The 26,052-nt window shown below is 69.6% G+C and carries 20 protein-coding genes and 1 tRNA gene; 14 read left to right on the forward strand and 7 right to left on the reverse strand.

Annotated features, from left to right (window positions below):
• Positions 1–83: 83 nt before the first annotated feature.
• Positions 84–1,121 (forward strand): NAD(P)/FAD-dependent oxidoreductase, encoded by a 1,038-nt coding sequence (locus ACWPN8_RS02745; protein ID WP_492239838.1) that lies wholly within the window; start codon positions 84–86, stop codon positions 1,119–1,121.
• Positions 1,122–1,218: 97 nt separating this feature from the next.
• Here ACWPN8_RS02745 and ACWPN8_RS02750 read toward each other — a convergent pair whose 3' ends face one another.
• From ACWPN8_RS02750 to coaBC, 4 genes are all read right to left on the reverse strand, one after another.
• Positions 1,219–3,513 (reverse strand): PAS domain-containing sensor histidine kinase, encoded by a 2,295-nt coding sequence (locus ACWPN8_RS02750; RefSeq protein ID WP_492239839.1) that lies wholly within the window; start codon positions 3,511–3,513, stop codon positions 1,219–1,221.
• Between the two features lie 174 nt (positions 3,514–3,687).
• Entirely contained in the window at positions 3,688–7,485 is a 3,798-nt protein-coding gene (locus ACWPN8_RS02755; RefSeq protein WP_492239840.1) for a hybrid sensor histidine kinase/response regulator, read from the reverse strand.
• 160 nt (positions 7,486–7,645) lie between these two features.
• The gene (gene dut / locus ACWPN8_RS02760; protein WP_109095899.1) at positions 7,646–8,113 is read right to left on the reverse strand and encodes a dUTP diphosphatase; all 468 of its coding nucleotides are present in this window, start codon (positions 8,111–8,113) and stop codon (positions 7,646–7,648) included.
• Positions 8,114–8,159: 46 nt separating this feature from the next.
• On the reverse strand, positions 8,160–9,395 hold the full coding sequence (coaBC, locus tag ACWPN8_RS02765; protein WP_492239841.1) for a bifunctional phosphopantothenoylcysteine decarboxylase/phosphopantothenate--cysteine ligase CoaBC: 1,236 nt from the start codon (positions 9,393–9,395) through the stop codon (positions 8,160–8,162).
• A gap of 236 nt (positions 9,396–9,631) precedes the next feature.
• On the opposite strand from coaBC, the gene ACWPN8_RS02770 reads away from it, so the two are divergent.
• Entirely contained in the window at positions 9,632–11,047 is a 1,416-nt protein-coding gene (locus tag ACWPN8_RS02770; protein WP_109095897.1) for a sigma-54-dependent transcriptional regulator, read from the forward strand.
• A 335-nt stretch (positions 11,048–11,382) separates the two neighbouring features.
• Positions 11,383–11,592 carry a cold-shock protein gene (locus ACWPN8_RS02775; protein WP_109095896.1) on the forward strand — a complete coding sequence of 70 codons (210 nt, stop codon included), beginning with the start codon at positions 11,383–11,385 and terminating at the stop codon, positions 11,590–11,592.
• Positions 11,593–11,607: 15 nt separating this feature from the next.
• Here the strand turns inward: ACWPN8_RS02775 and ACWPN8_RS02780 are convergent, their stop codons facing one another.
• A complete protein-coding gene (locus ACWPN8_RS02780) occupies positions 11,608–12,480 on the reverse strand; it encodes a response regulator (protein WP_492239842.1) in 873 nt (290 codons plus the stop codon).
• A 227-nt stretch (positions 12,481–12,707) separates the two neighbouring features.
• Between ACWPN8_RS02780 and trpB the strand changes: the two genes are divergently transcribed.
• From trpB to ACWPN8_RS02810, 6 genes are all read left to right on the forward strand, one after another.
• Positions 12,708–13,925: a tryptophan synthase subunit beta gene (gene trpB, locus ACWPN8_RS02785; RefSeq protein ID WP_109095894.1), complete on the forward strand. Its 1,218-nt coding sequence runs from the start codon at positions 12,708–12,710 to the stop codon at positions 13,923–13,925.
• A gap of 20 nt (positions 13,926–13,945) precedes the next feature.
• The gene (trpA, locus tag ACWPN8_RS02790) at positions 13,946–14,806 is read left to right on the forward strand and encodes a tryptophan synthase subunit alpha (RefSeq protein WP_109095893.1); all 861 of its coding nucleotides are present in this window, start codon (positions 13,946–13,948) and stop codon (positions 14,804–14,806) included.
• Positions 14,807–14,961: 155 nt separating this feature from the next.
• Positions 14,962–15,996, forward strand: a complete 1,035-nt coding sequence (accD, locus tag ACWPN8_RS02795) for an acetyl-CoA carboxylase, carboxyltransferase subunit beta (protein ID WP_109095892.1) — start codon at positions 14,962–14,964, stop codon at positions 15,994–15,996.
• 38 nt (positions 15,997–16,034) lie between these two features.
• Positions 16,035–17,408 carry a bifunctional folylpolyglutamate synthase/dihydrofolate synthase gene (locus tag ACWPN8_RS02800; RefSeq protein ID WP_492239843.1) on the forward strand — a complete coding sequence of 458 codons (1,374 nt, stop codon included), beginning with the start codon at positions 16,035–16,037 and terminating at the stop codon, positions 17,406–17,408.
• A gap of 311 nt (positions 17,409–17,719) precedes the next feature.
• Positions 17,720–18,544, forward strand: a complete 825-nt coding sequence (locus ACWPN8_RS02805; protein ID WP_492239844.1) for a DUF3800 domain-containing protein — start codon at positions 17,720–17,722, stop codon at positions 18,542–18,544.
• A 272-nt stretch (positions 18,545–18,816) separates the two neighbouring features.
• Complete coding sequence (locus tag ACWPN8_RS02810) at positions 18,817–19,059, forward strand: hypothetical protein (protein ID WP_492239845.1); 243 nt, start codon at positions 18,817–18,819, stop codon at positions 19,057–19,059.
• Between the two features lie 41 nt (positions 19,060–19,100).
• Here ACWPN8_RS02810 and ACWPN8_RS02815 read toward each other — a convergent pair.
• Positions 19,101–19,176: transfer RNA gene (locus ACWPN8_RS02815), tRNA-Ala, on the reverse strand.
• Positions 19,177–19,482: 306 nt separating this feature from the next.
• Here ACWPN8_RS02815 and ACWPN8_RS02820 point away from each other — a divergent pair.
• The 5 genes from ACWPN8_RS02820 to modD are packed head-to-tail and all read left to right on the forward strand — an operon-like array spanning position 19,483 to position 22,881.
• Positions 19,483–19,767, forward strand: coding sequence for a YggT family protein (locus ACWPN8_RS02820; RefSeq protein WP_492239846.1), 285 nt, complete (start codon positions 19,483–19,485; stop codon positions 19,765–19,767).
• A 2-nt stretch (positions 19,768–19,769) separates the two neighbouring features.
• Positions 19,770–20,123 carry a DUF167 family protein gene (locus tag ACWPN8_RS02825; protein ID WP_174474097.1) on the forward strand — a complete coding sequence of 118 codons (354 nt, stop codon included), beginning with the start codon at positions 19,770–19,772 and terminating at the stop codon, positions 20,121–20,123.
• Position 20,124: 1 nt separating this feature from the next.
• Complete coding sequence (gene folD, locus ACWPN8_RS02830; RefSeq protein ID WP_376958039.1) at positions 20,125–21,030, forward strand: bifunctional methylenetetrahydrofolate dehydrogenase/methenyltetrahydrofolate cyclohydrolase FolD; 906 nt, start codon at positions 20,125–20,127, stop codon at positions 21,028–21,030.
• Entirely contained in the window at positions 21,027–22,022 is a 996-nt protein-coding gene (locus ACWPN8_RS02835) for a magnesium transporter CorA family protein (RefSeq protein ID WP_109095887.1), read from the forward strand. The genes folD and ACWPN8_RS02835 overlap by 4 nt, the downstream gene beginning before the upstream one ends.
• Positions 22,023–22,050: 28 nt before the next feature.
• Entirely contained in the window at positions 22,051–22,881 is an 831-nt protein-coding gene (modD, locus tag ACWPN8_RS02840) for a ModD protein (RefSeq protein ID WP_492239847.1), read from the forward strand.
• Between the two features lie 318 nt (positions 22,882–23,199).
• Here modD and ACWPN8_RS02845 read toward each other — a convergent pair whose 3' ends face one another.
• On the reverse strand, positions 23,200–25,911 hold the full coding sequence (locus ACWPN8_RS02845) for a bifunctional acetate--CoA ligase family protein/GNAT family N-acetyltransferase (protein WP_492239848.1): 2,712 nt from the start codon (positions 25,909–25,911) through the stop codon (positions 23,200–23,202).
• Positions 25,912–26,052 lie beyond the last annotated feature (141 nt).

Genomic DNA, 26,052 nt, shown 5'->3' on the forward strand with positions numbered 1-26,052 from the left:
GGAAGGACCGTTCGCCGACCAGTCTCCCGCAACCGTCAACCGGCTTCCTTTCCCCGGCGCCCCGTCTCAAGGAATTGGCTTTCATGTCGCAGACCGCTTCCAGCAACGATGTCCTCACCACCGATGTCGTCATCGTCGGCGCCGGCCCCGTCGGGCTGTTCGCCGTGTTTGAATGCGGCATGCTGAAGATGCGCTGCCATGTGGTGGACGCGCTGGACATGGTCGGCGGCCAGTGCACGGCGCTCTACCCGGAAAAGCCGATCTACGACATCCCGGCCCATCCCTCGATCGAGGCGGCCGACCTGATCGACCGGCTGGCGGAACAGGCCGCCCCCTTCTCGCCCACCTATCACCTGGGCCAGCAGGTGGAAAAGCTGACCCGCCAGGACAACGGGCGCTGGCTGGTGGAGACCAGCATCGGCACGAGGATCGACACCCAGGCCGTCGTCATCGCCGCCGGCAGCGGCGCCTTCGGTCCCAACCGCCCGCCGCTCGACGGGCTGGAGGCCTATGAGGGCAAGTCGGTCTTCTACATGGTGCGCCGCCGCCAGGACTTCGCCGGCAAGAAGGTCGTGATCGCCGGCGGCGGCGACAGCGCCGTCGACTGGGCCATCTCGCTGGCCGACGTGGCGGAGCGCGTCTATGTCGTCCACCGCCGTCCGAAGTTCCGCGCCGCCCCCGAAAGCGTCGCCCGCATGGAAGCGCTGGTGCGCGAGGGGCGGGTCGAGATGGTGGTGCCCTATCAGCTGTCCGGGCTGGACGGTGCGGACGGCCGGCTGACCGCCGTGCGCGTCGCCACGCTGGACGGCGAGGAGAAGGCGCTGCCGGCCGACGCCCTGCTGGCCTTCTTCGGCCTGTCGATGAATCTCGGCCCCATCGCCGACTGGGGGCTGGACCTGGAGCGCAGCCACATCGCGGTGGCCCAGCCCGGCTGCGCCACCAACGTGCCGGGCGTCTTCGCCATCGGCGACATCGCCACATACCCCGGCAAGCTGAAGCTGATCCTCTGCGGCTTCGCCGAAGCGGCCCAGGCCGCCCACGCCATCCGCCCGCTGGTCTATCCGGGGGAGGCGCTGCATTTCGAATATTCCACCTCGAAGGGCGTGCCGGGCGCGGCGTGAGTGAACGCCCTCTCCCGCCTCTCGCACAAACTTTGTTTGTGCTGACGGCGTCAGGCGGATCGAAGATCCGCTGAGAGCCCGGGAGAGGGAGGTAATTCTACCCCGCCCTCACCCCGTTTGCCGGCGCCCGCACCGGCATGATGCAGCGGACATGGGCGCTGCGGTAGCCGGCGCTGCCGGTCTCGTCCAGCTCCAGCCGGCCGCCGTGAAGCTCCACCACGTTGCGGGCCAGCGACACACCCAGCGCCGCCGCACCCTGCGGGTCGGCATCGGGCGCCGCGGCGCCGCTGACCGACAGGGTGATGCTGCCGTTCAGCCGTTCGCCGGCAAGGCGGATGCGGCGGTCGGGCGGCGGGTTGCGGATGGCGCCGACCACCAGGGTGAACAGTGCCTGCTTCAGCCGCTTGCCGTCGCCCTCCATCTCGCCCAGCGCGTCCGGCGCCACCACCTCCAGCCGCAGCCCTTCGCGCCGCGCCCAGTCGCGGGTCAGGCCGGCCACCGAGTCGAGCAGGTCGGGCAGGCTGATCGCCCCGCGTTCCAGCGTGGTGACGCCGGCGCCCAGGCTGGTCAGGTCGACCACGTCGTCGATCAGCTCCAGCAGGCGCTGGCCGGCGGCCAGCATGCTGCGGACATACTCCATCTGCCGGGCGTTCAGCTCGCCGAAATACTGGTTCGCCAGCACCTCGGCGAAGCCGATGATGCCGTTCAGCGGCGTGCGCAGATGGTGGGAGACGTTGGCGATGAACTCGCTCTTCAGCTGGTCGGCGGCTTCCAGCGCGGCGTTGGAGGCGCGCAGCGCCGTCTCCAGCCGGGCGCCGTCGGTGACGTCGAGATAGCTGTTCAGCACCGCCCCGTCGGGCAGCGGCAGGGTGGAGAACTCCACCACCGACCCGTCGCTGCGCTCCACCCGGCCGGAGCGGACGCTGCGCTCCAGCGTGGCGCCGACCAGTTCCTCCTTCACCGCATCCCAGGTCGCGGCCTCGCCCGGCCGGTCGGCGCTCTTGTCCGCCCCCCTGTCAGCCGCCGCGATTTCCAGCAGCGGGCGCATGCGTTCGATGACGTCGGCGATGTGCGGCTCGCCATGCAGGTCGCCGTCCTCCAGATCCCAGATGCGGGCGAAGGCCGGGTTGGACAGCTTCAGCCGGCCGTCGCCGCCGAACACGGCGATGCCCTCCGCCAGATTGTCCAGCGTCTCCTGCTGCACCGCCATCAGGGTGTTGTAGGAGGATTCCAGCGCCAGCGTGTTGGTCACGTCCTCCAGGATGGTGATCAGCCCGCCCTGCGGATGCGGGGCCGCCAGATGGCGCAGCGTGGTGCCGTCCGGCAGGTGCAGCATCTCCTCCACCGGCTCGACCAGATGGGTGTAGCGGGTCAGCCGTTCGCGCTTGAAGGTCTGGTAGTCGGCATATTCCGGCAGGCGGCGGCGGGCGCGCAGCTCCTCCAGCAGCTCGGCGTTGGTCGGCTCGCCGCGCAGCCACGCCTCGTCCAGATCCCACAGCCGGGCATAGGCCTGGTTGAAGAAGGTCAGCCGGGTGTCGGGGCCGAAGATGGCGATGGCGGTGCCCAGCCGCTCCAGCACCTCCGCATGGGCGGTCAGGTGGCGGTCCAACTCGCCGCGCAGCTCCTCCAGCGGGGTGAGGTCCAGCGCGTAGCCGACCGCCAGCGTGCCGCCGCCGTCGGTCAGCGGCAGCGGCGCCTCCGTCACCTCCAGCAGCCGGCGCTCGGTGCCGATCACCACCGGCGCGCGGTCCGACTGGGCGAAGCCGCCGCTGCGCGCCCGTTCGGCCAGCGCCCGGCCGGTGGCGGTCAGTTCCCGCCCCTCCGCCACCACCGTCCCGGGATCGCCGTCGACGGCGCGGGCATAGGCGCGGTTGCACCAGGACAGCCGTAACGAGCGGTCGCGCATCCACACCGGCAGCGGCAGCGCGTCGGCCATCGCCTGCAACTCGGCAAGGCGGATGCGCGCCGCCCCGGCCGCCTGCTCCTGGCGCTGGGTGGCATCCTTGGCGGCGTCGCGGGCGACGGTCACATCCTCGATCCACACCACGTCGCAGTGGGTGTCGCCGGCCCGTCCGCGCCGGCCGGTCAGCACCAGCCGCCGGCCGTCGGGGGCCGCCGCCTCGCAGCGGAAGGGCTCGCCGTCGCGGCGCAGCCGGGCCAGGGCGGGGCCGAGGTCGGGGGCCGTCAGGGAGTCGGCGAATGAAGCGCAATCGGAAATGCCCAGCAGGGCCGCCGCCTCGTCGGACAGAAGGCCTTCGCCCCGGTCGGTCCAGGCGCACCAGGGCTGCGGCGCTGCGGCCAGCATCGCCCGCCAGCGGTCGCGGTCTGTGGCGGCGTGATCGGCTTGGCGCCGGGGTTCCTTGTTCCAAAAGAAGCCAGCGAGACCGACCACGCTCTTCACCCCCGGGACTGCCGGTGCTTGGTGACTGCCCGGCTGAATCTGTCAGAATGATTCAAGATGCGCAGAGTAGTTCAGCCCTTTCCCACCGACAAGCGACACCCGCCGACCTTGCGCCTTTTCGGATTGCCGTTCCCGCCCAGGTAGATTTCGCTCCAACACGTCCGGTCACGCCATGCTCTCTTCCGGGCTGGGCACCGTCTCTTTCGTGTGGCGCAGGGCGCAAATCGCCTTTTCGACCTCGGGAAAGGCCGCAGCCATGGTCTGGGCATGGCGGGCCGCGTCCGTCTCGCGCCCCTCGACGATGGCGCGTTCGAGCGCCGTGCAGGCGGCGGCCAGCGCCTTCGCCCCGGCGGTCCGCGCCGCCCCGGCGGCCGAATGGGCGGCGGCCCGCGCCTCCTCGCGGTCGCCGGCGTCGAGCGCGTGGCGCACCCGCTCCAGCGTCGGACGCGTCGTCTCGATGAAGAAGTCCATCATGTCGAGCGTGCCGTCATCCAGGCCGCCGTTATCCATGCCGCCGAAAGTTTCCCGCACATGGTCGAGGTCGAGAACCGGGAGCACCTCCTCCGCGGCCGCCGGAGCGGGTATCGGAGCCGGTGCCGGCGCCTCCGCCGGCAGGGGGAGGGGCAGGGGGCGGGCCTCCAGCCAGAGGACCAGCATATGGGACAGCTGCGCCAGCGTCACCGGCTTGGCGAGGTAGTCGTCCATCCCGGCGGCCAGACAGCGCTCCATCTCGCCGGACAGGGCATTGGCGGTCATGGCGACGATGGGGGTGCGCCGGCGCCCGTCCCGTTCCTCCGCCCGGATGCGGCGGGCAAGCTCGTAGCCGTCCATCACCGGCATATGGCAGTCGGTGACGATCAGCCGGTGCCGGCCGGCGCGCCAGGCCGCCAGCGCCTGCTCGCCGTCGGCCGCCAGCTCCGCCGCATAGCCGAGACGGCGCAGCTGGCGCAGCACGACCTGCTGGTTGGTCGGATGGTCCTCCGCCACCAGGATGGGGCCGTGGCCGGCCGAGTCCGCCGGTCCAGGCGCCGCGGCACCGGCATTGCGCTCCGGCGGCGGATAGGCCGGCTCCGCGCCGGCGGCATCAGGGGCCGTGCGGCCGGTCAGTGTGGCCGCGGCGCGGATCAGGGCGGCGCGGTGGACCGGCTGCACCAGTCCTGCCGCCGCCCCGGCCGCCACCCCGGACGCGGTGTGGGGAGAGGCGACCGCCCCGCCGCCTGCCGCCCCACTGCCTGCCGTCCGCCCGTCGCCGAGCAGGAGACGCGGCAATCCCGGAGCGCAGGCGCCGGCCAGCGGGTCCAGCCGTCCGGCCAGCGCCGTCGTCGTCACCAGCAGCCCGAAGCCGCCCCGCCCCAGCTTCGATGCCGCGTCCGCCACCGAAGAGGAGACCGTCACCGTCGCCCCGCCCTGCTCGAGATAGCAGGCCAGCACCGCGCGCTGCACCTCGTCCTCGTCGGCGACGAGGACCGGCAGGCCGTCCAGCGGCGTGGAGGACGGCGCCGGCAGGGCTTCCGGCGCACGCGGCAGCTCCACCGTGAACCAGAAGGTGGATCCGGCGCCGGGCACCGACGTGACGCCGATCCGCCCGCCCATCCGCTCGATCAGCCGGGTGCAGATCGCCAGCCCCAGCCCGGTGCCGCCGAACCGGCGGGTGGTGGAGCTGTCGGCCTGGCTGAAGGGCTGGAACAGCCGGGCCTGCCCCTCCGGCCCGATGCCGATCCCGGTGTCCTCCACCGCCACATGCAGGCGGACATGGCCCGGCTTTGCTGGGTCGGCATCGTCGGGGCCTGCGGTGCCGACGCGCAGCACCACCCGGCCGCGGTCGGTGAACTTGATGGCGTTGCCGGTCAGGTTGAACAGGATCTGGCGCAGCCGGCCGGAATCGCCGCGCAGCCGGTCCGGCACCGACCGGTCGATGGCGCAGATCAGCGCCAGCCCCTTCTGGTGGGCCTGGGGCGCCAGCAGGTCCGACACCCCCTCGACCAGATCGGCCGGGCGCAGCTCCAGCTCCTCCAGCTCCAGCTTGCCCGCCTCGATCTTCGACAAATCCAGGATGTCGTCGATGATCCGCAGCAGGGCCGCCCCGCTGTCGCGCATGGTCGAGACCAGCGTGCGCTGCTCCTCGTCCAGCGGGGTCAGGGCCATCAGCTCCAGCATGCCCAGCACGCCGTTCATCGGCGTGCGGATCTCGTGGCTCATCGTCGCTAGGAATTCGGCCTTGGACCGGGCGGCGATCTCCGCCTGCTCCTTGGCGCTGCGCAGCGCTTCCTCCGCCTGCTTGCGCGCGGTGATGTCGGTGCTCCAGGCCAGCACCGCCGGCTCGCCCTCGAAGCTGGTGCGCTGGAGCGTCTGCAAGGCCCAGACCCGGCTGCCGTCGGGGCGGTCGACCGCAACCTCGGCATCGCGCACCAGCACGCCGCCGCTCTCCGCCTCCCAGTCCTGCCCGGTTCCGCCCCGGCTGATGCTGGCGCCGGGCAGGGCCAGCGCGTGGCGGCTGCCGATGAAATCCTCCGGCGGCCGGCCGGCCAGCTCGGCGGCACGGGCGTTGGCGAAGGCGACGCTGCCGTCGGCGCGGCCGATGGAGACGCCGACCGGGCTCTGTTCCAGGATGGTGCGCAGCCGGCGCTCGCCGTCGGCCAGCGCGCTTTCCCGGGCGCGGATGGTGGTGACGAAATAGGACAGCGCGCGCGCCATCTCGCCGATCTCGTCCCGGCTGCCGGACGGGGTGGCGGCCGGCAGGTCCAGATGGGACAGCGGATCGGGCATCGTGCCGGGCATCAGGCCCGGCATCTTGGCCGGCTCGGCCGTCTCCACCGCCTGCATGGCGCTGCGCAGGCGGCGCAGCCGCGCCACCACATTGCGGTGGATGTAGGCGAAGATGGCGGCGGCACCCAGGATCGACAGCACGGCCATGGCGATCACCGCCCGCTCGCCGTCGCGGATCACCCGCTCGAACTCGCCGGACCGGTGGGCGACATCCTGCTCCACCGCCAGGAAATAGTCGGAGACGATGCCGACCAGCTGGTCGGAGACCGCCTGGTTGCGCGCGGCCGACCGCTTGATCGCCCGTTGCAGCGACAGCTCCGCCTCGCGCAGGGAGAACAGCGGCGAGCGGCCGGACGCCTGCTCCACCAGCTCGCGCTGCAACGGCTCCAGCCGGGCGGCCTGTCCGGCCGGCAGCAGTGCCAGCGCCTCCGCGGCATTGTCCAGCGCGGTGCGGGTGTCGGCCTGGAGACGGTCCAGCTGGCTGTCGCGGTCGGCGCGCAGCGCCGCCAGCAGCGTGGTCGCCGCGCCGGTCAGCTCGCGGCGCCAGCGCTCCAGCGCCGCGCGGCTGCGCTCCGCCGCCTCGGCATCGGGCAAGGAGGCTTGATCCCCGGCCCGCAGCTCCATGGTCCAGGCGCCTTCGGCCTCCTGCGACTCGGCGGCGCCCAGCCGGCCGGTCAGGGTGGCCAGCGCCTGGGCGCGGGCGCTGGTCTCGGCGGTCAGGGCCAGCTGCTGCCGGACCTGGGCGTTCAGGGTCAGCAGCGTGCCGACCAGCTCGTTCTTGCGGCGGTCCAGCTCGCCCAGATCCGCCCGACTGTTTTCCGCCCTGTTGCTTTCGGCCCGGCTGTTGCCGGCCCTGCCGTCCGTCCTGGCGCCGGGCTGATCGGCGAAGCGCACGGCGCCGCCATGGGCGATCAGCCGGGCCATCAGCTGTTCCAGCCGGACGATCTGGTCGCCCATCCGCGCCATCACCGCTTCGCGCGCGGTCTGGTCCTGGGCGGCGACCAGGGCGGGGGCGATGGCGGCGACGGCGCCGCTCTGCTGCACCAGCTGGGCGGCGGCGACCAGCCCCGGCACCTTGGCGGTGGCGATCTGCTCGTAACCCTGGTGGAAGCGGGAGAACAGCGAGACGGCGACGACGCTGGTCGCCGCGGCCAGCCCGCCGATGACCGTCAACCCCGCCAGGATGCGGAACGCCACGCTCCGCCCCAGATTGAGCCCCAGGTTCCGCCGGGGACTTCGCATGCCCACCCCCTCGCCCGTTGCCGATCCACCCCCATCAGCATGCCGATCATGCCATAGAAAGCGGGGGAGGGGTGGGGCGAAGTCGCGGGCGGGGTTTCAGTCGGGGGACGGGCCTTCAGGCGACGCCGGTGGACCCGAAGCCGCCGGTGCCGCGCGCGGTCTCGTCCAGCGAGGCGACCTCGACCAGCACCGCCTGGGGCGCCTCGGCGATCACCGCCTGGGCGATGCGGTCGCCGCGGGCGATGGCGAAGGGCTCCTCGCCCAGATTGACCAGGCAGACGCCGACCGGCCCGCGGTAGTCGCAATCGACGGTGCCCGGCGTGTTCAGCACGGTGACGCCGTTCTTCACCGCCAGCCCGGAGCGCGGCCTGATCTGCATCTCCCACCCCGCCGGCAGCCCGACGGCGAAGCCGGTCGGCACCAGCACCCGCTTGCCGGGCTCCAGCGTGACGGGGGCGTCCGCCGGCACCGCGGCGCGCAGGTCGAACCCGGCCGCACCTTCGGTCGCGTAGGAGGGCAGCGGCAGGTCGTCGTTGCCGGGCAGGCGGAGGAAGGCGACGGTGGGAGTCGGGGCGGGGGACATGATGCGGTTCCTGTGGTCGGATGGCCGGACGGTCGCCGGGTAGACGCTACTTCGCCTTGAGGGTCTCGGTGAAATGCTCCGCCACCGCCTGGGCCAGCCGGGAGGCGACGGCGTCCTTGGCCATGGTGGGCCAGGACTCGACGCCGTCGGCACGGATCAGGTGGACGGTGTTGTCGCTGCCGCCGAAGGTGCCGGTGCCGGGGGAGACGTCGTTGGCGACGATCCAGTCGCAGCCCTTGCGGGCGCGCTTGGCGGTGGCATAGGCCAGCACGTCGCCGGTTTCCGCCGCGAAGCCGACGACCAGCGCCGGGCGGCGGTCGCCGGGGCGGGACAGGGTGGCGAGGATGTCGGGGTTCTCGGTCAGCGCCAGGGCCGGCGGGCCGCCGCCGTCCTTCTTCAGCTTGCGGTCGCCGGCACCGTCGACGCGCCAGTCCGCCACCGCGGCGGCGCAGACGGCGATGTCGGCCGGCAAGGCCGCCTCGCAGGCCGCCAGCATCTCGCGCGCCGTCTCGATATGGGTGACGCGGCATCCGGCCGGGTCGGGCAGGCGGGTCGGGCCGCTGACCAGCGTCACCTCGGCTCCCAGCGTCGCCAGAGCCGCGGCGATGGCATGGCCCTGCTTGCCGGACGAGCGGTTGGCGATGTAGCGCACCGGGTCGATCGGCTCGTGGGTCGGGCCGCTGGTGACGATGGCGCGGCGTCCGGCGAGCGGCCGGTGGGAGGCTTGCGCGAAGAAACCGGCGATGGCGTCGACGATCTCCATCGGCTCGGCCATGCGGCCGGGACCGTATTCGTTGCAGGCCATCACGCCCTCGTTGGGGCCGACGCGCAGCACGCCGCGGCTTTCAAGCAGCGCCATGTTGGCCTGGGTCGCGGCATGCTGCCACATCCGCACATTCATGGCGGGGGCGACCAGCACCGGCTTGTCGGTGGCCAGCAGCACGGTGGCGGCCAGATCGTCGGCCATGCCGGCGGCCATCCGCGCCAGCAGGTTGGCGGTGGCCGGCGCCACGACCAGCAGGTCGGCCTCGCGCGACAGGCGGATGTGGCCCATCTCCGACTCGTCGGTCAGCGACCACAGGTCGCGGTAGACGGTATCCTCGGTCAGCGCCTGTACCGACAACGGGGTGACGAAGCGGGCGCCGGCCTCGGTCAGCACCGCCCGCACCGTCACGCCGCGCTCGCGCAGGCGGCGGATCAGCTCCAGGCTCTTGTAGGCGGCGATGCCGCCGGCGATGACCAGCAGAACGCGCTTGCCGGCCAGACTGGCGTGATCGGCCATGCGAACCCCCCTCTTTCCGGCGCCCGTTTCCCAAGACCCGCTTCCCGACGCCTCATGCCCGCTGCTGATAGTTCATCGCGCCGCCCCCGGCAAGCGGCCGGGCCGCGACATTTCCGGTCCGGCGACGATTTCGATCCGTTCGTGACCGTGCGCATGCGCGGAGGGGTGGGATTTTCAGAATTATCTGTTAGACAATAGGAGCTGTCCCGTCCCTACCTTCGCGTGTCGCACACAGCATGCCGCCAGGTTCCATCCCCGTCCTGCTGATCGAAGACACGCCCTCGCTGGCCCGTGTCTATGCAGAATACCTGAAAAAGGAATCCCACGCCGTCATCTCGGTGGAAACCGGGGCCGACGCGCTGGCGCAGCTGAACGACGGCGCGCCGATGGTGGTTCTGCTGGATTTGCAGCTGCCGGACATGAACGGGATGGAGGTGCTGAAACGCATCGACGCCCAGGCGCTGCCCTGCGCCGTCATCGTCATCACCGCCCACGGCTCGGTGAAGGCGGCGGTGGAGGCGATGCGCTACGGTGCCTACGATTTCCTGGTGAAGCCCTTCTCCGCCGACCGGCTGGTGGTGACGGTCCGCAACGCGATGGAGCGGCTGCGGCTGGCCCAGCTGGTCGACACCTTCGAGAAGGACCTGAACCGCGCCCGCTACCACGGCTTCATCGGCTCGTCGCTGGCGATGCAGGCGGTCTACCGCATCGTCGACAGCGCCGCCTCCTCGCGCGCCACCGTCTTCATCACCGGCGAGTCCGGCACCGGCAAGGAGGTCTGCGCCGAGGCGATCCACCGCCAGAGCCAGCGGGCGGCCCGCCCCTTCATCGCCATCAACTGCGGCGCCATCCCGAAGGATCTCATGGAAAGCGAGATCTTCGGCCATGTGAAGGGCAGCTTCACCGGGGCGGTGTCCGACCGCGAGGGGGCGGCGGCCCGCGCCGACGGCGGCACCCTGTTCCTGGACGAGATCTGCGAGCTGGCGCCCGATCTCCAGACCAAGCTGCTGCGCTTCATCCAGACCGGCACCTTCACCCCCGTCGGCGGGTCGAAGCTGGAGAAGGTCGACCTGCGCATCGTCTGCGCCACCAACCGCGATCCCCTGCGCGAGGTGGAGGAGGGGCGGTTCCGCGAGGATCTCTATTACCGCCTGCACGTCATCCCCATCCATCTGCCGCCGCTGCGCGAGCGCGAGGACGACGTGCTGGAGATCGCCCGCCACTATCTGGCCGAGTTCGCCAAGGAGGAGAAGAAGGGCTTCACCCGCTTCTCGCCCCAGACCGAACATGCGCTGCGCCACTACCACTGGCCGGGCAACGTCCGCCAATTGCAGAATGTCGTGCGCATCGTCGCGGTCCTGCATGACGGCGACACCGTGACGCCCGAGATGCTGCCGTCGCCTCTCGGCACGCCGCAGCCGTTGCAGGTGCTGGCCGCCGCCGCGCCGGCCGGCGGCGCCGCAGCCCCGCGGCCCCATGTCCCGCTCTCCCCCGACGCCATCAAGCCGCTGTGGGAGGTCGAGAAGGACGCCATCGAGGACGCCATCGCGGCCTGTGACGGCAACATTCCGCGCGCCGCCGCCCTGCTGCAGATCAGCGCCTCCACGATCTACCGCAAGCGTCTGGCCTGGCAGGCCGAGGGGAAGCTGTAGCCTCGGCCGGCGACCGGACCGACGCATCAGACCGGCTTTGATCTAACCCTTTATTTCGGCAAGAAAATCCGCCTCACGCCTGGAATCCGCCAAGAAACGGGCTAATACCCTTCGACAAAGCTCCGTCGCCTTGGTCGTAATTCCACTCCGGATTTGGCCGTCGTTCGTCCTATGCCGTGAGATGGAATTGCCCGCAACCACAGCATGCGGCTAGCCTCCCCGCACAATGTCTTGGTTCCGCTTGCCCGGCAGGCCTCACGGCGCGGCCGATGCCGGCGATCTTGGACCCAGCCGTTTGCCAAAGACTTGTCTTGCAGTGACCAAAGGGGAGGCCCATGACCAACGGTACCGTAAAATGGTTCAACACCACCAAAGGTTACGGCTTCATCGCGCCGGAGGCCGGTTCAAAGGACGTGTTCGTGCACATCACCGCGGTTCAGCGCTCCGGCCTGCATGCCCTGTCGGAGGGCCAGCGTGTCCAGTTCGAGGTCGCCCGCGGCGACAACGGCAAGGACTCCGCCGTGAACATCAGCGTCGTCGAGTGACGGGCCCGCGCTGAATCAGACCGGATACCCGGCGGCGCGGTAGGCCGCGATGGCGTCCCCGGCCAGCCGGGGAATGTCGCCGCGCAGCCTCTCCACCGCGTCCGCCGACCCGTCCCCAGCCGTTTTTCCGGCCTCCTCCCGCTCCGCCGGCGATGCCCGGCAGGCCATCTCCAGCGCGCGGGCGGCGCTGCACAGGGTGGTGGCGCCGAAGGTCCCGGCGGTGCTTTTCAGCGTGTGCGCCTCGCGCGTCAGGATGGCGCGGTCGGTCTCCCCGGCGATGCGCGCCACCCGTTCGCGGGTCTCCTCCACGAACTGCCGCAGCACGTCGGTCAGCAGTTCCGCATCCAGATCCTGCGCCAGCTGGGCCAGCACCTCGCGGTCCAGCACCTCCCCCGCCTCCGCCGGCGCGGCCGATGCGCAGAGGCCGAAGCCGGCCGGCATGTCCGGGTCCGCCGATGCCTGCGCCGTCGCGATGCGCAGCCATTTCTCCACCGTCTCCAGCAGCAGCAGCCGGTCGACCGGCTTGGCGACATGGTCGTTCATGCCGGCATTCTGGCAGCGGATGCGGTCGGCCTCTTCGGTGTCGGCGGTCATCGCCACCACCGGCACCCGGCCGGCCGGCCCCGGCAGCTCGCGCAGCAGGCGGGTGGCGGTCAGCCCGTCCATCTCCGGCATCGACAGGTCCATCAGGATCAGGTCGTAGCCGCCGGCCTGCGCCGCCATCACCGCCTCCAGCCCGTTGTTGGCGGTGTCGGCGCGGTGCCCGGCCTGCGCCAGGATGGCGGTGACCAGCATCTGGTTCAGCGGACTGTCCTCCACCACCAGAATCCGGCAGGGCGCCGGCTGACCGTCCGTGGGGAGAAGCGACGGCGGCGTCCGCTCAGTCATCGCACGCATGCTCCGCAATGAGGAAGGCGCCAGTGTATAGGGCGCGGCCTTGCCGCTGCAAAGCCCCGCTCCATGTATGCGGACGGGTGGTATTCACGGAGTCCCGCCGTCCGGCGCTTCAAATCGGCGCGTCCCGCCGGTATGGTGTCGCGCTTGGCCGGTGTCCGGACCCGATGCCGCCCACCTGACAAACAGCTTCCCTTCGACTTCAGGCAGTGCCGCAGACGATGACCAAACTGAACACCTACCGCTCCGGTCCCGACGAGCGCGGGCATTTCGGAATCTTTGGCGGCCGCTTCGTCGCCGAGACGCTGATGCCCCTGATCCTGGAGGTCGAGAAGGCCTATCGCGACGCACGCGCCGATCCCGCCTTCGAAGGGGAGATGCGCCAGCAGCTGAAGCAGTATGTCGGCCGGCCCAACCCGCTCTATTACGCGGAACGCCTGACCGAACAGCTGGGCGGCGCCAAGATCTACTTCAAGCGCGAGGAGCTGAACCACACCGGCGCGCACAAGATCAACAACTGCATCGGCCAGATCCTGCTGGCCCGGCGCATGGGCAAGACCCGCATCATCGCCGAGACGGGCGCCGGCCAGCATGGCGTGGCGACCGCGACGGTCTGCGCGCTCTACAACATGCCCTGCGTCATCTACATGGGCGAGACCGACATCGCCCGCCAGCAGCCCAACGTCTTCCGCATGAAGCTGCTCGGCGCCGAGGTCCGGCCGGTGACGTCCGGCAGCGGCACGCTGAAGGACGCGATGAACGAGGCGCTGCGCGACTGGGTCACCAACGTTTCCGACACCTTCTACATCATCGGCACCGCCGCCGGCCCGCACCCCTATCCCGCCATGGTCCGCGACTTCCAGTCGGTGATCGGCGACGAGGTGCGCACCCAGATGCAGGAGCTGGAAGGCCGGCTGCCCGACAGCCTGGTCGCCTGCGTCGGCGGCGGCTCCAACGCCATCGGCCTGTTCCACCCCTTCCTCGACGATCCCTCGGTGCAGATGATCGGCGTCGAGGCCGCCGGCCGCGGCATCGAGAAGGGGCCGCTCGACCATGCCGCCTCGATCAACGGCGGCCGTCCCGGCGTTCTGCACGGCAACCGCACCTATCTGCTGCAGGACGAGGACGGCCAGATCCTCGAAGGCCACTCGATCTCCGCCGGTCTCGACTATCCCGGTATCGGGCCGGAGCACAGCTGGCTGCATGACGTCGGCCGCGTCGACTACGCCTATGCCACCGACCAGGAGGCGCTGGACGCCTTCCAGCTCTGCGCCCGCACCGAGGGCATCATCCCGGCGCTCGAATCCGCCCACGGCCTTGCCGAGGTGATCAAGCGCGCGCCGACCCTGCCCAAGGACCACCTGATGGTGCTGTGCCTGTCGGGCCGCGGCGACAAGGACATCTTCTCCGTCGCCAAGCATCTGGGAGTGGAACTGTGAGCGCCGTGGAGAGTGCCGTCATGAAGAGCGTGGACGTCCTGGCCGACGGCCGCATCGCCCGCCGTTTTGCCGCGCTGAAGGCGGAAGGCCGCGCCGGCCTGGTCACCTTCATCACCGCCGGTGATCCCGATCCCGCCGTGTCCCAGGCGGTGCTGAACGGCCTGCCGGCCGCCGGCGCCGACCTGATCGAGCTGGGCATGCCCTTCACCGACCCGATGGCCGACGGCCCGGCGATCCAGGCCTCCTCGCTGCGCGCGTTGAAGGCCGGGATGACGGTGCGCAGGACGCTGGAGATGGTCCGCGGCTTCCGCAAGCTGGATGCCGACACCCCGATCATCCTGATGGGCTATTTCAACCCGATCCACGCCTATGGGGTGGAGCCCTTCCTGGCCGCCGCGCGCGAAGCCGGGGTGGATGGCCTGATCGTCGTCGACCTGCCGCCGGAAGAGGACGAGGAGCTGTGCCTCCCGGCGCTGAAGGCCGGCGTCAGCTTCGTCCGCCTGACCACGCCGACCACCGACGAGGCGCGCATGCCCGCCGTGATGCGCAACACCTCGGGCTTCGTCTATTACGTGTCGATCGCCGGCATCACCGGCACCGCCAGCGCGTCCAACACCGCCATCGACGCGGCGGTCGCCCGGCTGAAGCGCCACACCGGCCTGCCGGTCGCCGTCGGCTTCGGCATCAAGACGCCGGACCAGGCCGCCGAGGTCGCCCGCGTTGCCGACGCCGCCGTGGTCGGCTCCGCCATCGTCACCCGTCTGGCCGATGGGCTGGCCGATGGAGTTGACGGGGCCGGCAGCGTCAGGCCGGGCACGGTCGAGGACGTTCTGGGCTTCGTCGGCGAGCTTGCCAAGGGCGTGCGCGCGGCGCGGGGCTGAGGGACGGACGGTTTACAACGACGGCAAACCGCTTTACGACACCTGCAACACGATCGCTCATGGCGACGACCGGCTGAAGAGCCCGGTGCGGCACGGACCCGATGTCCGGCCGCCGCCGGGCTTCGGCGTACCGCCATGTCGTTGAAAGGCGTTCCATGAACTGGCTTACCAACTACGTCCGTCCCAAGATCCGCGCGCTCTATGCCCGCAAGGAAGTGCCCGACAACCTCTGGCACAAGTGCCCGAGCTGCGAGTCGATGCTGTTCCACCGCGAGCTGGAAGAGAACCTGCACGTCTGCCAGCATTGCGGCTTCCACATGCGGCTCGACCCGGTCAAGCGGCTGGAGACGATGTTCGACGACGGCGCCTATGAGGGCGTCGAGCTGCCGAAGTCGGTCGCCGACCCGCTGAAGTTCCGCGATCAGAAGCGCTACACCGACCGCCTGAAGGAAGCCCAGACCAAGACCGGCCGCACCGACGCCATCGTCGTCGGCGAGGGCCGCATCGGCGGCCATGCCGCCGTGGTCGCCGCCTTCGATTTCGGCTTCATGGGCGGGTCGATGGGCATCGCCGTCGGCGAGGGGCTGCTGACCGCCGCCCGCCTGGCGGTGGCGAAGAACGCCCCGCTGATCGTCGTTCCGGCCTCGGGCGGCGCCCGCATGCAGGAAGGCATCCTGTCGCTGATGCAGATGCCGCGCACCACCATCGCGGTGGAGATGGTCAAGGAAGCCGGCCTGCCCTACATCGTGGTGCTGACCGACCCGACCACCGGCGGCGTCACCGCCAGCTTCGCCATGCTGGGCGACATCCACATCGCCGAGAAGGGCGCGCAGATCGGCTTCGCCGGCGCCCGCGTGATCGAGAGCACGATCCGCGAGACCCTGCCCGAAGGGTTCCAGCGGTCCGAATACCTGCTGGAGCACGGCATGGTCGACATGGTCGTCCACCGCCGCGACCTGCGCCCGACGCTTGTCCGCACCATCGGCCTCTTGATGACGCCGCGGATCGACGCGGTGGTCGAGGATATCGACCTGACCGCCGCCCAGGGTGTTGCCCAGGGCGTCGGCGGTGAGCCGGTCCAGCTGCCTCAGGGGGCGGTGTCCCAGCCGGGCACGCCGCTGCCGCCTGCCACCCAGGCGACCGCGGCCCAGCCGGCCTCTACGGCGGAGCCGGTCCAGGCCGGCGACTGACCGTCCATACCCCTGCGACAATCCGACCAGAGACGATCATGAGCGACGCCCCGACCCCGCTGGCCAATCCGTCCGCAAGGCTGGCGGCGACCCGTTCCGATCCGGTGCTGGATCGGTTGAAGGGGCTTCACCCCAAGGTCATCGACCTGTCGCTGGACCGGGTGCACCGTCTGCTGGCGGCGCTGGACCATCCGGAGCGGAAGCTGCCGCCGGTGGTCCATGTCGCCGGCACCAACGGCAAGGGATCGACGGTCGCCTTCCTGCGCGCGATGCTGGAGGCGGCCGGGCATCGCGTCCATGTCTACACCTCGCCGCATCTCGTCCGCTTCCACGAGCGCATCCGCCTTGCGGGGCGCCTGATCGACGACGATCATCTGGCCGCCCTGCTGGAGGAATGCGAGGTCGCCAACGCCGGCAACCCGATCACCTTCTTCGAGGTGACGACTGTCGCCGCCTTCCTCGCCTTCTCCCGCGTGCCGGCCGACGTGGTGCTGCTGGAGACCGGCCTGGGCGGGCGGCTCGACGCCACCAATGTGGTGGACAGGCCGGCGGTGACGGCGATCACCCGCATCTCCTACGATCATCGCCAGTTCCTCGGCGACTCGCTGCTGGAGATCGCCAGCGAGAAGGCCGGCATCTTCAAGCCCGGCGTTCCGGTGGTCCTGGCGCCGCAACCGGAAGCCGACGCGCTGAAGGCATTGAACCTGCGCGCCAACGCCATCGCCGCGCCGATCCAGAGCTGGTCGGTCGAGGAGCGTCCGGACGGTTTCCGCTTCGAGAGCGCCAAGCGGCGGCTCGACCTGCCGATGCCCGGACTGGCCGGCGCCCACCAGATCACCAATGCCGGCGTCGCCATCGCCTGTCTCGACCATCTGCCGCTGGCGGTGGACGACGAGGCGGTGCGCCGAGGCCTCGCCGCCGTCGAATGGCCGGCCCGCCTGCAACGGTTGACCCGCGGCCCGCTGGCCGAGAGCCTGCCCGCGGGGTGGGAGCTGTGGCTGGACGGCGGCCACAACGATTCGGCGGGCGAGGTTCTGGCCCGCCAGGCGGTCGACTGGTCGCGCGGGCAAGCGGATGCGGGGCAAGCGGATGAGGGATTGGATGGCGGCTCTCCTCTGCCGCTGCTGCTGATCTACGGCATGCTGTCCAGCAAGGATCCGTTCGAGTTCCTGGGGCCGCTGGCCCCCTTCACCCATTCCCTGCGCGCGGTGGCGATCCCCGGCGAGGAAGCCAGCTTCACCGCCGAGGAATCCTGCGAGACCGCCAATCTCTGCGGCATCCGCGACCATGCCGCCGCCGACGGGGTGGACGCCGCCCTGGCCGATCTGGTGGCTTGCCGGCAGAGCCCGGCGCGCGTGCTGATCTGCGGCTCGCTCTACCTTGCCGGGACGGTCCTGGCGGAGAACGGGTGACATTTCGGGATTTCCGACCGCAACCACCCATGGACCACCGGAACCGCCGGCAATGGCTGTTGCCGGCGCATCAGTTTCCTTGTTCACCTGACCGGGGAGGAGGATCTGGAGATGGCCGGAAAGGTCCGGTAGCTCTTGGAATTGCGAAGTTGGGGTGTCCGCCGAGGCCCTGACTGTTGCCTGTTGCACAGGGGGCGCCTCGATTCATCCCAGTGGTTGCCCCCTTCACACCAACCCCTTTAAGATGATTTTGAAATTCTCTCTGCATTTTATGCGGGAGATTTCATAGTAGAAAACGATCCTGGCGCGAGGTGAAGGCCAAGCGGATCGCATTCTTCGGGGATGAGATTTTGAGCCAAACAGATAGCGATTTCAGCGACTTTATCGTCTTCGTGGACGAGAGCGGCGATCACAACCTGACCTCGATCAACCCAGAATTTCCCCTGTTCGCCCTGGCCTTCTGCATCCTGCGAAAAACGGATTACGCGACCAAGGTCGCGCCAGCGCTCGACAGCTTGAAGTTCGACACGTTCGGCCACGACCTGACTGTGTTGCACAGCCGCGACATCCGCAAGCAGCAGGGGGATTTCGCCGTGTTGCGCGATGCCGGAAGGCGCACCGCGTTCTTGGATGGTCTGTCCGCCGTAATCGAGGAAGCGCCCTTCACCCTTTGCGTCACAGCGATCGACAAGATCAGGCATAAGCAAAAATACAAGAACCCATACAACCCCTATCACCTGTCTTTGGAATACTGCCTTGAACGAACCTATCCCTTCCTGATCGCTCAGGGGCAGCAGGGAAAGCGCACCCATATCATCGCCGAATCGCGGGGCAAGGCGGAAGACAGGGATTTGGAATTACAGTTCCGCCGTATTCTCGATGAGTATGAAGACTGGGATCATCATTTCGAGTTGCGCTTCGCGTCGAAAGCTTGCAACTCGGTGGGGCTGCAACTGGCCGATCTGGCGGCGCATCCGGTCGCCCGTCATGTCTTGGCGCCCGATCAATTCAACCGCGCCTTCGGCATCGTGGAAAAAAAGCTGATGACCGATGGCCTGACCGGGATGGCTCGCCTGAACCGCCCGACATCCCGCGTCAAAGGTTATGAGGGGATCGGATTGAAAATCTTCCCCTAGCCTGAAAAGCGAAAAGGCCCTGGATCACTCCAGAGCCTCAACGCCGTTCGAGAAAGCCCGAACCATTTGCGAGATATATAGTAAAATCCGGGTGCGTCCGTCAAGATATATCGTAACATGTAACGCTGCGCATGGGGACGGAGCGGTCTCGCGCTGGGGAGTGGAGCCGATCCGCGACTTCTTTGGCAGCCCGAGCCTGATCCTCGAACCTGATCGAAGCGACCAAGGGGCTGTTCGCGACCATCTCCGCTTTCACCGCGTCGGCCAGAGTGATGGCCGACCAGTTGGGCATCCGCATCGTGCTGATCGACAGCATCCTATTGGCCAAGATCATAATCCGGCATGAGGTCGGATACAGGATCGAGGAAGCCTTAGCACTTCAAGAGAGTGGTATTCAAATGGCAGTCGCGGCGGAACCGCCGGCGGGCCATCGGGTCCGTCGGCAACGTCTGCTGAACGCGCAAGGCCCAAAACGAAAAAGCGGGCCAGATGCCGTTCCCGGCAACGCCCGCTGACCTTCTACCGACTTGTCTCACCCTTCCAGGGAAGGGGAAAATGGTGGAGCCGAGGAGGATCGAACTCCCGACCTACGCATTGCGAACGCGTCGCTCTCCCAGCTGAGCTACGGCCCCACACTCACACCGTTGCGTCTTCGTCGCCCCGGCGTGGCGCGGATATTGTCCATCGCGGGGGGTGCTGTCAAGCGCTTGATTCAGAAAAAATGACGTGTGCGTGCGATGACGTCGGAGGGGGCTCGGGATGGAGCGCAGGGCGGGGCATAGGACGGCCGATCCGCCGCAGGCCGGCCGGCCGATCGGCGGGCCGCCGTACTGGACAGGCCTCTCCGCTTATGCTTAGGGTGCCCGGAAAAGGCTGGCGCCCGCTGCGCAACCCTCTGCGCGCGGCCGTCGCAAAAACCGCACTGGAGCTGGCCCGGCATGATCGCGCTGTATTTGCTCATCAACACCATCCTGGATCTGTTCTTCTGGGTCCTGATCCTGTCGGCGATCCTCAGCTGGCTGGTGGCGTTCAACATCGTGAACACGCGCAACCGCGTGGTCTACCTGATCGGCGATTTCCTGTACCGCATCACCGAGCCGGTGCTGCGCCCGATCCGCCGCGTCCTGCCCAACCTGGGCGGGCTGGACCTGTCGCCCATCGTCGTGCTGCTGGCGATCTCCTTCATCCAGAACCTGATGGCCCAATACTGGCCGCGCTTCTGACCGTGGCATCCTCCTCCCCCTTCGAGGCGGTGGCCGACGGGCTGCGGGTGGCGCTTCGGGTGACGCCCAAGGCGTCGCGCAACGCGGTGACCGGCACGGCCGATGCGGTCGACGCGAAGGGGGAGGGCAAACGGGTGCTCAAGCTGGCGGTCACGGCGGTGCCGGAAAACGGCAAGGCCAACGAGGCCGTCATAAAACTGTTGTCGAAGGCGTGGAAACTGCCCAAGACCAGCCTGACCGTGGTGGCCGGCGCCACCGACCGGAACAAGATTTTGCATGTGGCGGGCGACCCGGCGGCATTGCTGGCGCGGCTGTCGCCCCTGATCGACGATGTGGGCAGCGAGGGTGGAGAGTAGCATGGCGGACGCGAAGATCATCGACGGCAAGGCCTTTGCGGCCGGCCTGCGTGCGCGGGTGGCGGATGGCGTGGCGGCGTTGAAGGCCAGCCACGGCGTCACCCCCGGTCTGGCCGTCGTGCTGGTGGGCGAGGATGCGGCCAGCCAGGTCTATGTCCGTTCCAAGGAGCGGGCGCTGGTCGAGCTGGGCATGAACAGCTTCGACCATCACGAGCCGGCCGACATGGCCGAAGCCGACCTGCTGGCGCTGATCGACCGGCTGAACGCCGACCCCGCTGTGCACGGCATCCTGGTCCAGCTGCCGCTGCCCAAACACATCGACACCCAGAAGGTGCTGGCCCGCATCGTCCCGGAAAAGGACGCCGACGGCTTCCACGTCGTCAATGCCGGCCTGCTCGCCACCGGCCAGCCGGGCGCCATCGTGCCCTGCACGCCGCTGGGCAGCCTGCTGCTGATCCGCGACACGCTGGGCCGCGACCTGAAGGGCAAGCGGGCGCTGGTGCTCGGCCGCTCCAACATCGTCGGCAAGCCGATGGCCCAGCTGCTGCTGCAGGCCGACTGCACGGTGACGCTGGCCCATTCCCGCACGGCCGATCTGGCCGGCGAATGCCGCCGCGCCGACATCCTGGTGGCGGCGGTCGGCCGGCCGGAGATGGTGCGCGGCGACTGGATCAAGCCGGGCGCCACCGTGATCGACGTCGGCATCAACCGCGTTCCGGCGGCGGAACCGGGCAAGACCCGTCTGGTCGGCGACGTCGCTTTCGACGAGGCGGTGACGGTCGCCGGCGCCATCACGCCGGTCCCCGGCGGCGTCGGCCCGATGACCATCGCCTGCCTGATGCTGAACACGCTGGCCGCGGCCTGCCGCGCCGCCGGCGCGCCGGTGCCGGAAGAGGCTGCCCTTTGATCACCGTCCATGCCCGTGCCGAAGACGGGCGGGTGGTGCGCCAGCCGCTGGACCTCGGCGAGCCTTTGCCGGGCGGCGCCGTCTGGATCGACCTTCTGCGTCCGACCGAAGCGGAGCGCGCCCATGTCGGCGCGCTGACCGGCTGCGACCTGCCGACGCGCGAGGAGATGAAGGAGATCGAGGCCTCCAGCCAGCTCTATGTCGAGGGGGAGGGGATCTACATGACCTCTCCCATCATCTCGCGCGCGACCTCGCCGCATCCCGAGCAGGGCGAGCTGACCTTCGTGCTGACCCCGCGCCACCTGATCACGCTGCGCTACACCGAACCGCTGCCGGTCATCACCTTCGCCGCCCGCTGCGTCCGCCAGCCGGAACTGCTGGCGACGGGAGAGAGCGCGCTGTTCGGCCTGCTGGACGCGGTGATCGACCGGGTCGCCGACGTGCTGGAGCTGGTCGGCGGCCGCATCGACGAGCTGTCGGCCCGCGTCTTCGACGATTCGCTGGACGGTGGCGGCTTCGGCAAGGCGGCCAAGAAGCCGGACGAGCTGCAGGACGTGCTGCGCGGCATCGGCCGGGCCGGCGACCTGACCCACAAGGTGCGCGACAGCCTGGCCGGCCTCGACCGGCTGGTGGTGTTCATGACCTCGGTCAGCGGCGGGCGGCTGAACAAGGACCAGAAGACCGCGCTGAAGACGATGACGCGCGACTTGCGGTCCCTGACCGAGCACGCCGGCTTCCTGGCGCACGAGGCGAACTTCCTGCTCGACGCCACGCTGGGCCTGATCAACATCGAACAGAACGCCATCATCAAGATCTTCTCGGTCGTCTCGGTGGCGCTGATGCCGCCGACGCTGATCGCGTCGGCCTATGGCATGAACTTCAAGCACATGCCGGAACTGGACTGGGAGTTTGGCTACCCGATGGCCATCCTGCTGATGGTGCTGTCGGCGGTGGTCCCGCTCTGGTATTTCCGCCGGCGCGGCTGGCTGTAAACCCACCTTCAACAGGGAAATCCCGCCGATGACGACCATCCTGCCCGACGCCGCCCTCGACGCGCTTCTGGCGCAGGATGTTCCCTACGGCGACCTGACCACCGGCTCGCTCGGCATCGCCGCCCGTCATGCCCGCATGAGCTTCGCCGCCCGCGGCGCCATGGTGCTGGCGGGGACGGAGGAGGCGGCGCGTCTGGTGGAGAGGGCCGGCGGCCGGGTCCTGCGCGTCGAGCCCAGCGGCACCGCCGTCGAGGCCGGAGCGCTCTTCCTCGAGGCGGACGGCCCGGCCGGGGCGCTGCACCATGCCTGGAAGGTGGCGCAGACCCTGGTCGAATACGCCTCCGGCATCGCCACCCGGGCCCGCCGCATCGTCGAGGCGGCTCCCGGCGTGACCGTCGCCTGCACCCGCAAGAACTTCCCCGGTGCCAAGGATCTCAGCGTCAAGGCGGTGCAGGCGGGCGGGGCAGTGATGCACCGGCTGGGCCTGTCGGAAACGCTGCTGGTCTTCCCCGAACACCGCGCCTTCCTGAGCGACTCTCCGGAGGCCTGGATCGCCGCGCTGCGCCGCAAGGCCCCGGAAAAGAAGATCGTGGTGGAGGTCGGGTCGATGGAGGAGGCCGTGGCCTTCGCCCAGGCCGGCGCCGACGTGATCCAGCTGGAAAAGCTGCCGCCCGCCGCCGCCCGCGCGGTGATCGAGGCGACAAGGCACCTGACGCCGCCGCCGGTGGTGGCTCCGGCCGGCGGGGTGACCGAGGCGAACGCCGCCGCCTATGCCGCGGCCGGCTGCCGCCTGCTGATCACCTCGGCCCCCTTCTTCGGCCAGCCCGCCGACGTGAAGGTCGTGCTGGGGCCGGCGTAAAAGCGAAGCCCGCGACGGCAGGTCGCAGTCACCGGAATTCCTGATTTTGCGAGTGAAAGCGCTTCCGCAATACCTATGCGTGCGCCACAGTGGCGGCGCGGACGGGATGGCGGACCGGCCGCCATCCCCGCCGCTTACGAGGAGTGAAGAGGATGTTGCATATCCTCAAGCTCCTGATCCTCCTGCTGGAGATCGTCAAGCGGCTGCTTGACCTCTACCGGTAAGGATCGGGCCGGCGGGCAGGGGATAGCAGCCCCTGCCCGCCAAGCCTGATATTGCCCCATCCGTGCCTGTAGTCAACCGGCGGTATAGAAACCTCTACGCCGCCAGCCCGCCGCCCAGTTCGATGCGGACCTCCACCACGCCGGGCTCGTCCAGGTTCTCCTTGCGGACGAACCCCAGCGCGCGGCACATGTTCAGCATGTTGGTGTTCTCGCGCAGAACCTCGCCATAGACCTCCTTGATGCCGCGCGAGCGGGCGTAATCGAGGATCTTGTTCATCATGATGTAGCCCAGACCCTGGCCCTTCATGTCGGACCGCACCATCACCGCATATTCGGCGCGGCGGTTGTCGGGGTCGGCGGTGATGCGCACCACGCCATACATGATGGTGTCGCCGGTCTGCGGGTCGGGACCGACGGCGATCAGCCCCATCTCGCGGTCGTAGTCGATCTGGGTCAGCCGCGCCGCCGCCTGGTGCGACAGCCGTTTCAGCGGGGCGAAGAAGCGCAGGCGCAGGTCTTCCGCCGTCTGGTTCTCCACCAGATGGTGCACCAGCGGCTCGTCCTCCGGCAGGATCGGGCGGACGAAGAACTGGCGGCCGTCCTTGATGGTGATGCGGTCTTCCAGCGACTTGGGATAGGGGCGGATCGCCAGCCTCGCCGCCCCGGCCAGGGCCGGCACGCCGACCTTGATGCGGGCGTCCAGCGCCGTCACGCCGTCGGCGTCGGCCAGCAGCGGGTTGATGTCCATCTCCGCGATCTCGGGGAAATCGACGACCAGCTGGCTGACCTTGTTCAGCGTCAGCGCCACCGCGTCCAGATCGACCGCCGCGCGTGAGCGGTAGCCCTGGAGCTGGCGGTGGATGCGGGTGCGGCTCATCTGTTCGGCCGCCAGCTTCATGTTCAGCGGCGGCAGGGCCAGCGCGTAATCCTCCACCACCTCGACGCCGATACCGCCCTCGCCGAACAGCAGGACCGGGCCGAACATCTCGTTCTCGGTCATGCCGACGATCAGCTCGTAGGCGTCGGGGCGGACCGCCATCTCCTGCACGGTGAAGCCCTCGATCTTCGCCTCCGGCGCCAGCTCGGCGACGCGGGCCAGCATCGCCTCGGCCTCGGCCTTCACGTCCTCCGGGCTGGTCAGGCCGAGAGCGACGCCGCCGACGTCCGACTTGTGGGTGATGTCGTGCGACAGGATCTTCAGCGCGATCGGCCCGCCGATGACGCGGGCGGCGGCGGCTGCCTCCTCCGGCGTCTGGGCGACGCGGGTGTCGACCACCGGGATGCCGTAGGCGGCCAGCACGCGCTTGGCCTCATACTCGCTCAGCCACTCGCGCTTCTCGGCCATGGCGCGGGAGATCACCTTCTTCACGGTGATCTCGTCGGGCTGGAAATCCTCCGCCACCGACGGCGGGGTCTCCATCAGCAGCTGCTGGCTGCGGCGGTAGCGCACCAGATGCATGAAGGCGCGCACCGCGTCGGACGGGCCGCTGTAGGTCGGGATGCGGGCCTCGGCGAACAGCTTGCGCGCCTCCACCGCCGACTGGTCGCCGATCCAGCTGGTCAGCACCGGATGGCGGCGCGCCTTGTTGGCCTGCACCGTCTCCGCCACCGCCTGGGCGATGGCCTCGCTGTCGGTCAGGGCGGACGGGCAGTGCAGGACCAGCACGGCGTCGTTGCCGGTGTCCTGCATCAGCGCGTTCAGCGCCTCGGCATAGCGCTTGGGCGTGGCGTCGGCGCCGATGCGCAGCGGGTTGCGGAAGGGGGTGCCGCCCGGCTGCCCCCCACCCGGCTGCGGACCCAGCGCCTTGGCCAGCGCCTCCTGCGTCTCATCCGCCATGGCGGCGAGCCGGCCGCCGGCCTGGATCAGCTTGTCGGTGGCCATCACCCCCATGCCGCCGCCGTTGGTCAGGATCGCCAGCCGGTCGCCGGTGATCGGCACCCCGGTGCCCAGCGTGCCGGCGGCGTCGAACAGCTCGGCCAGATCGTTGACCCGCAGCACGCCGGCCCGGCGGAACACCGCGTCATAGACGGCGTCCGACACCGCCAGGGCGCCGGTGTGGCTGGCCGCGGCCTCCTGCGCCTCGTCCGACCGGCCGGCCTTGATGACGATCACCGGCTTCTGGCGCGAGGCGGAGCGGGCGGCCGACATGAATTTGCGGGCCTGGGTGATGCTCTCGATATAGAGCAGGATGGCGCGCACGGTGACGTCGGAGGCCAGATAGTCCAGCAGGTCGCCGAAATCGACGTCGCCGCGGTCGCCCAGCGACACCAGATGCGAGAAGCCGATCCCGCGCGAGGTCGCCCAGTCGGCGACCGAGGTCAGCACCATGGAACTCTGCGCCACCAGCGCCACGTCGCCCTTGCGCGGCGCCACCGGCGCGAAGCTGGAGTTCATGCCGCGGCCGGGCACCATGGCGCCCAGGCTGTTCGGGCCCAGCACCCGCATCAGATAGGGTTTGGCGGTGTCCAGCATCGCCTGGGTCTGGTCGGCCGACATGCCCTTGGTCATGACGATGGCGGCCTTGGTCCCGCGCTTGCCCAGCGCGTCGATGGTCGCCGCCACCGTGTCCGGGGCGGTGCAGATGACGCCCAGGTCCGGGGTGATCGGCAGGCTGTCCACCGTCTTGTAGGTCAGCACCCCTTCCACCGCGCGCTCTGTCGGGTTGACCGGCATCACCGGCCCGTCGAAGCCGGCCTGGAACAGGTTGCGGGCCACCACCGCCCCCACCGTGCCGGGCTTGCGGCTGGCGCCGATCAGGGCGATGGAGGCGGGCTTGAACAGCTTGTCGAGGTTGCGAACGGTCATGACCGGATCCGGGGCTGGGATAAGGCGCCGGCCCCCAGTCTGCCACGGGATGCCGACGGTTTTGATGACGAACAGCGTGGGCCCGGACTTTCATCCCCGCCATTTGCTGCGGCGCAACATTACGGGCTGGTATGACCATTG

Source organism: Azospirillum sp. UENF 112521 (genome assembly GCF_058780665.1).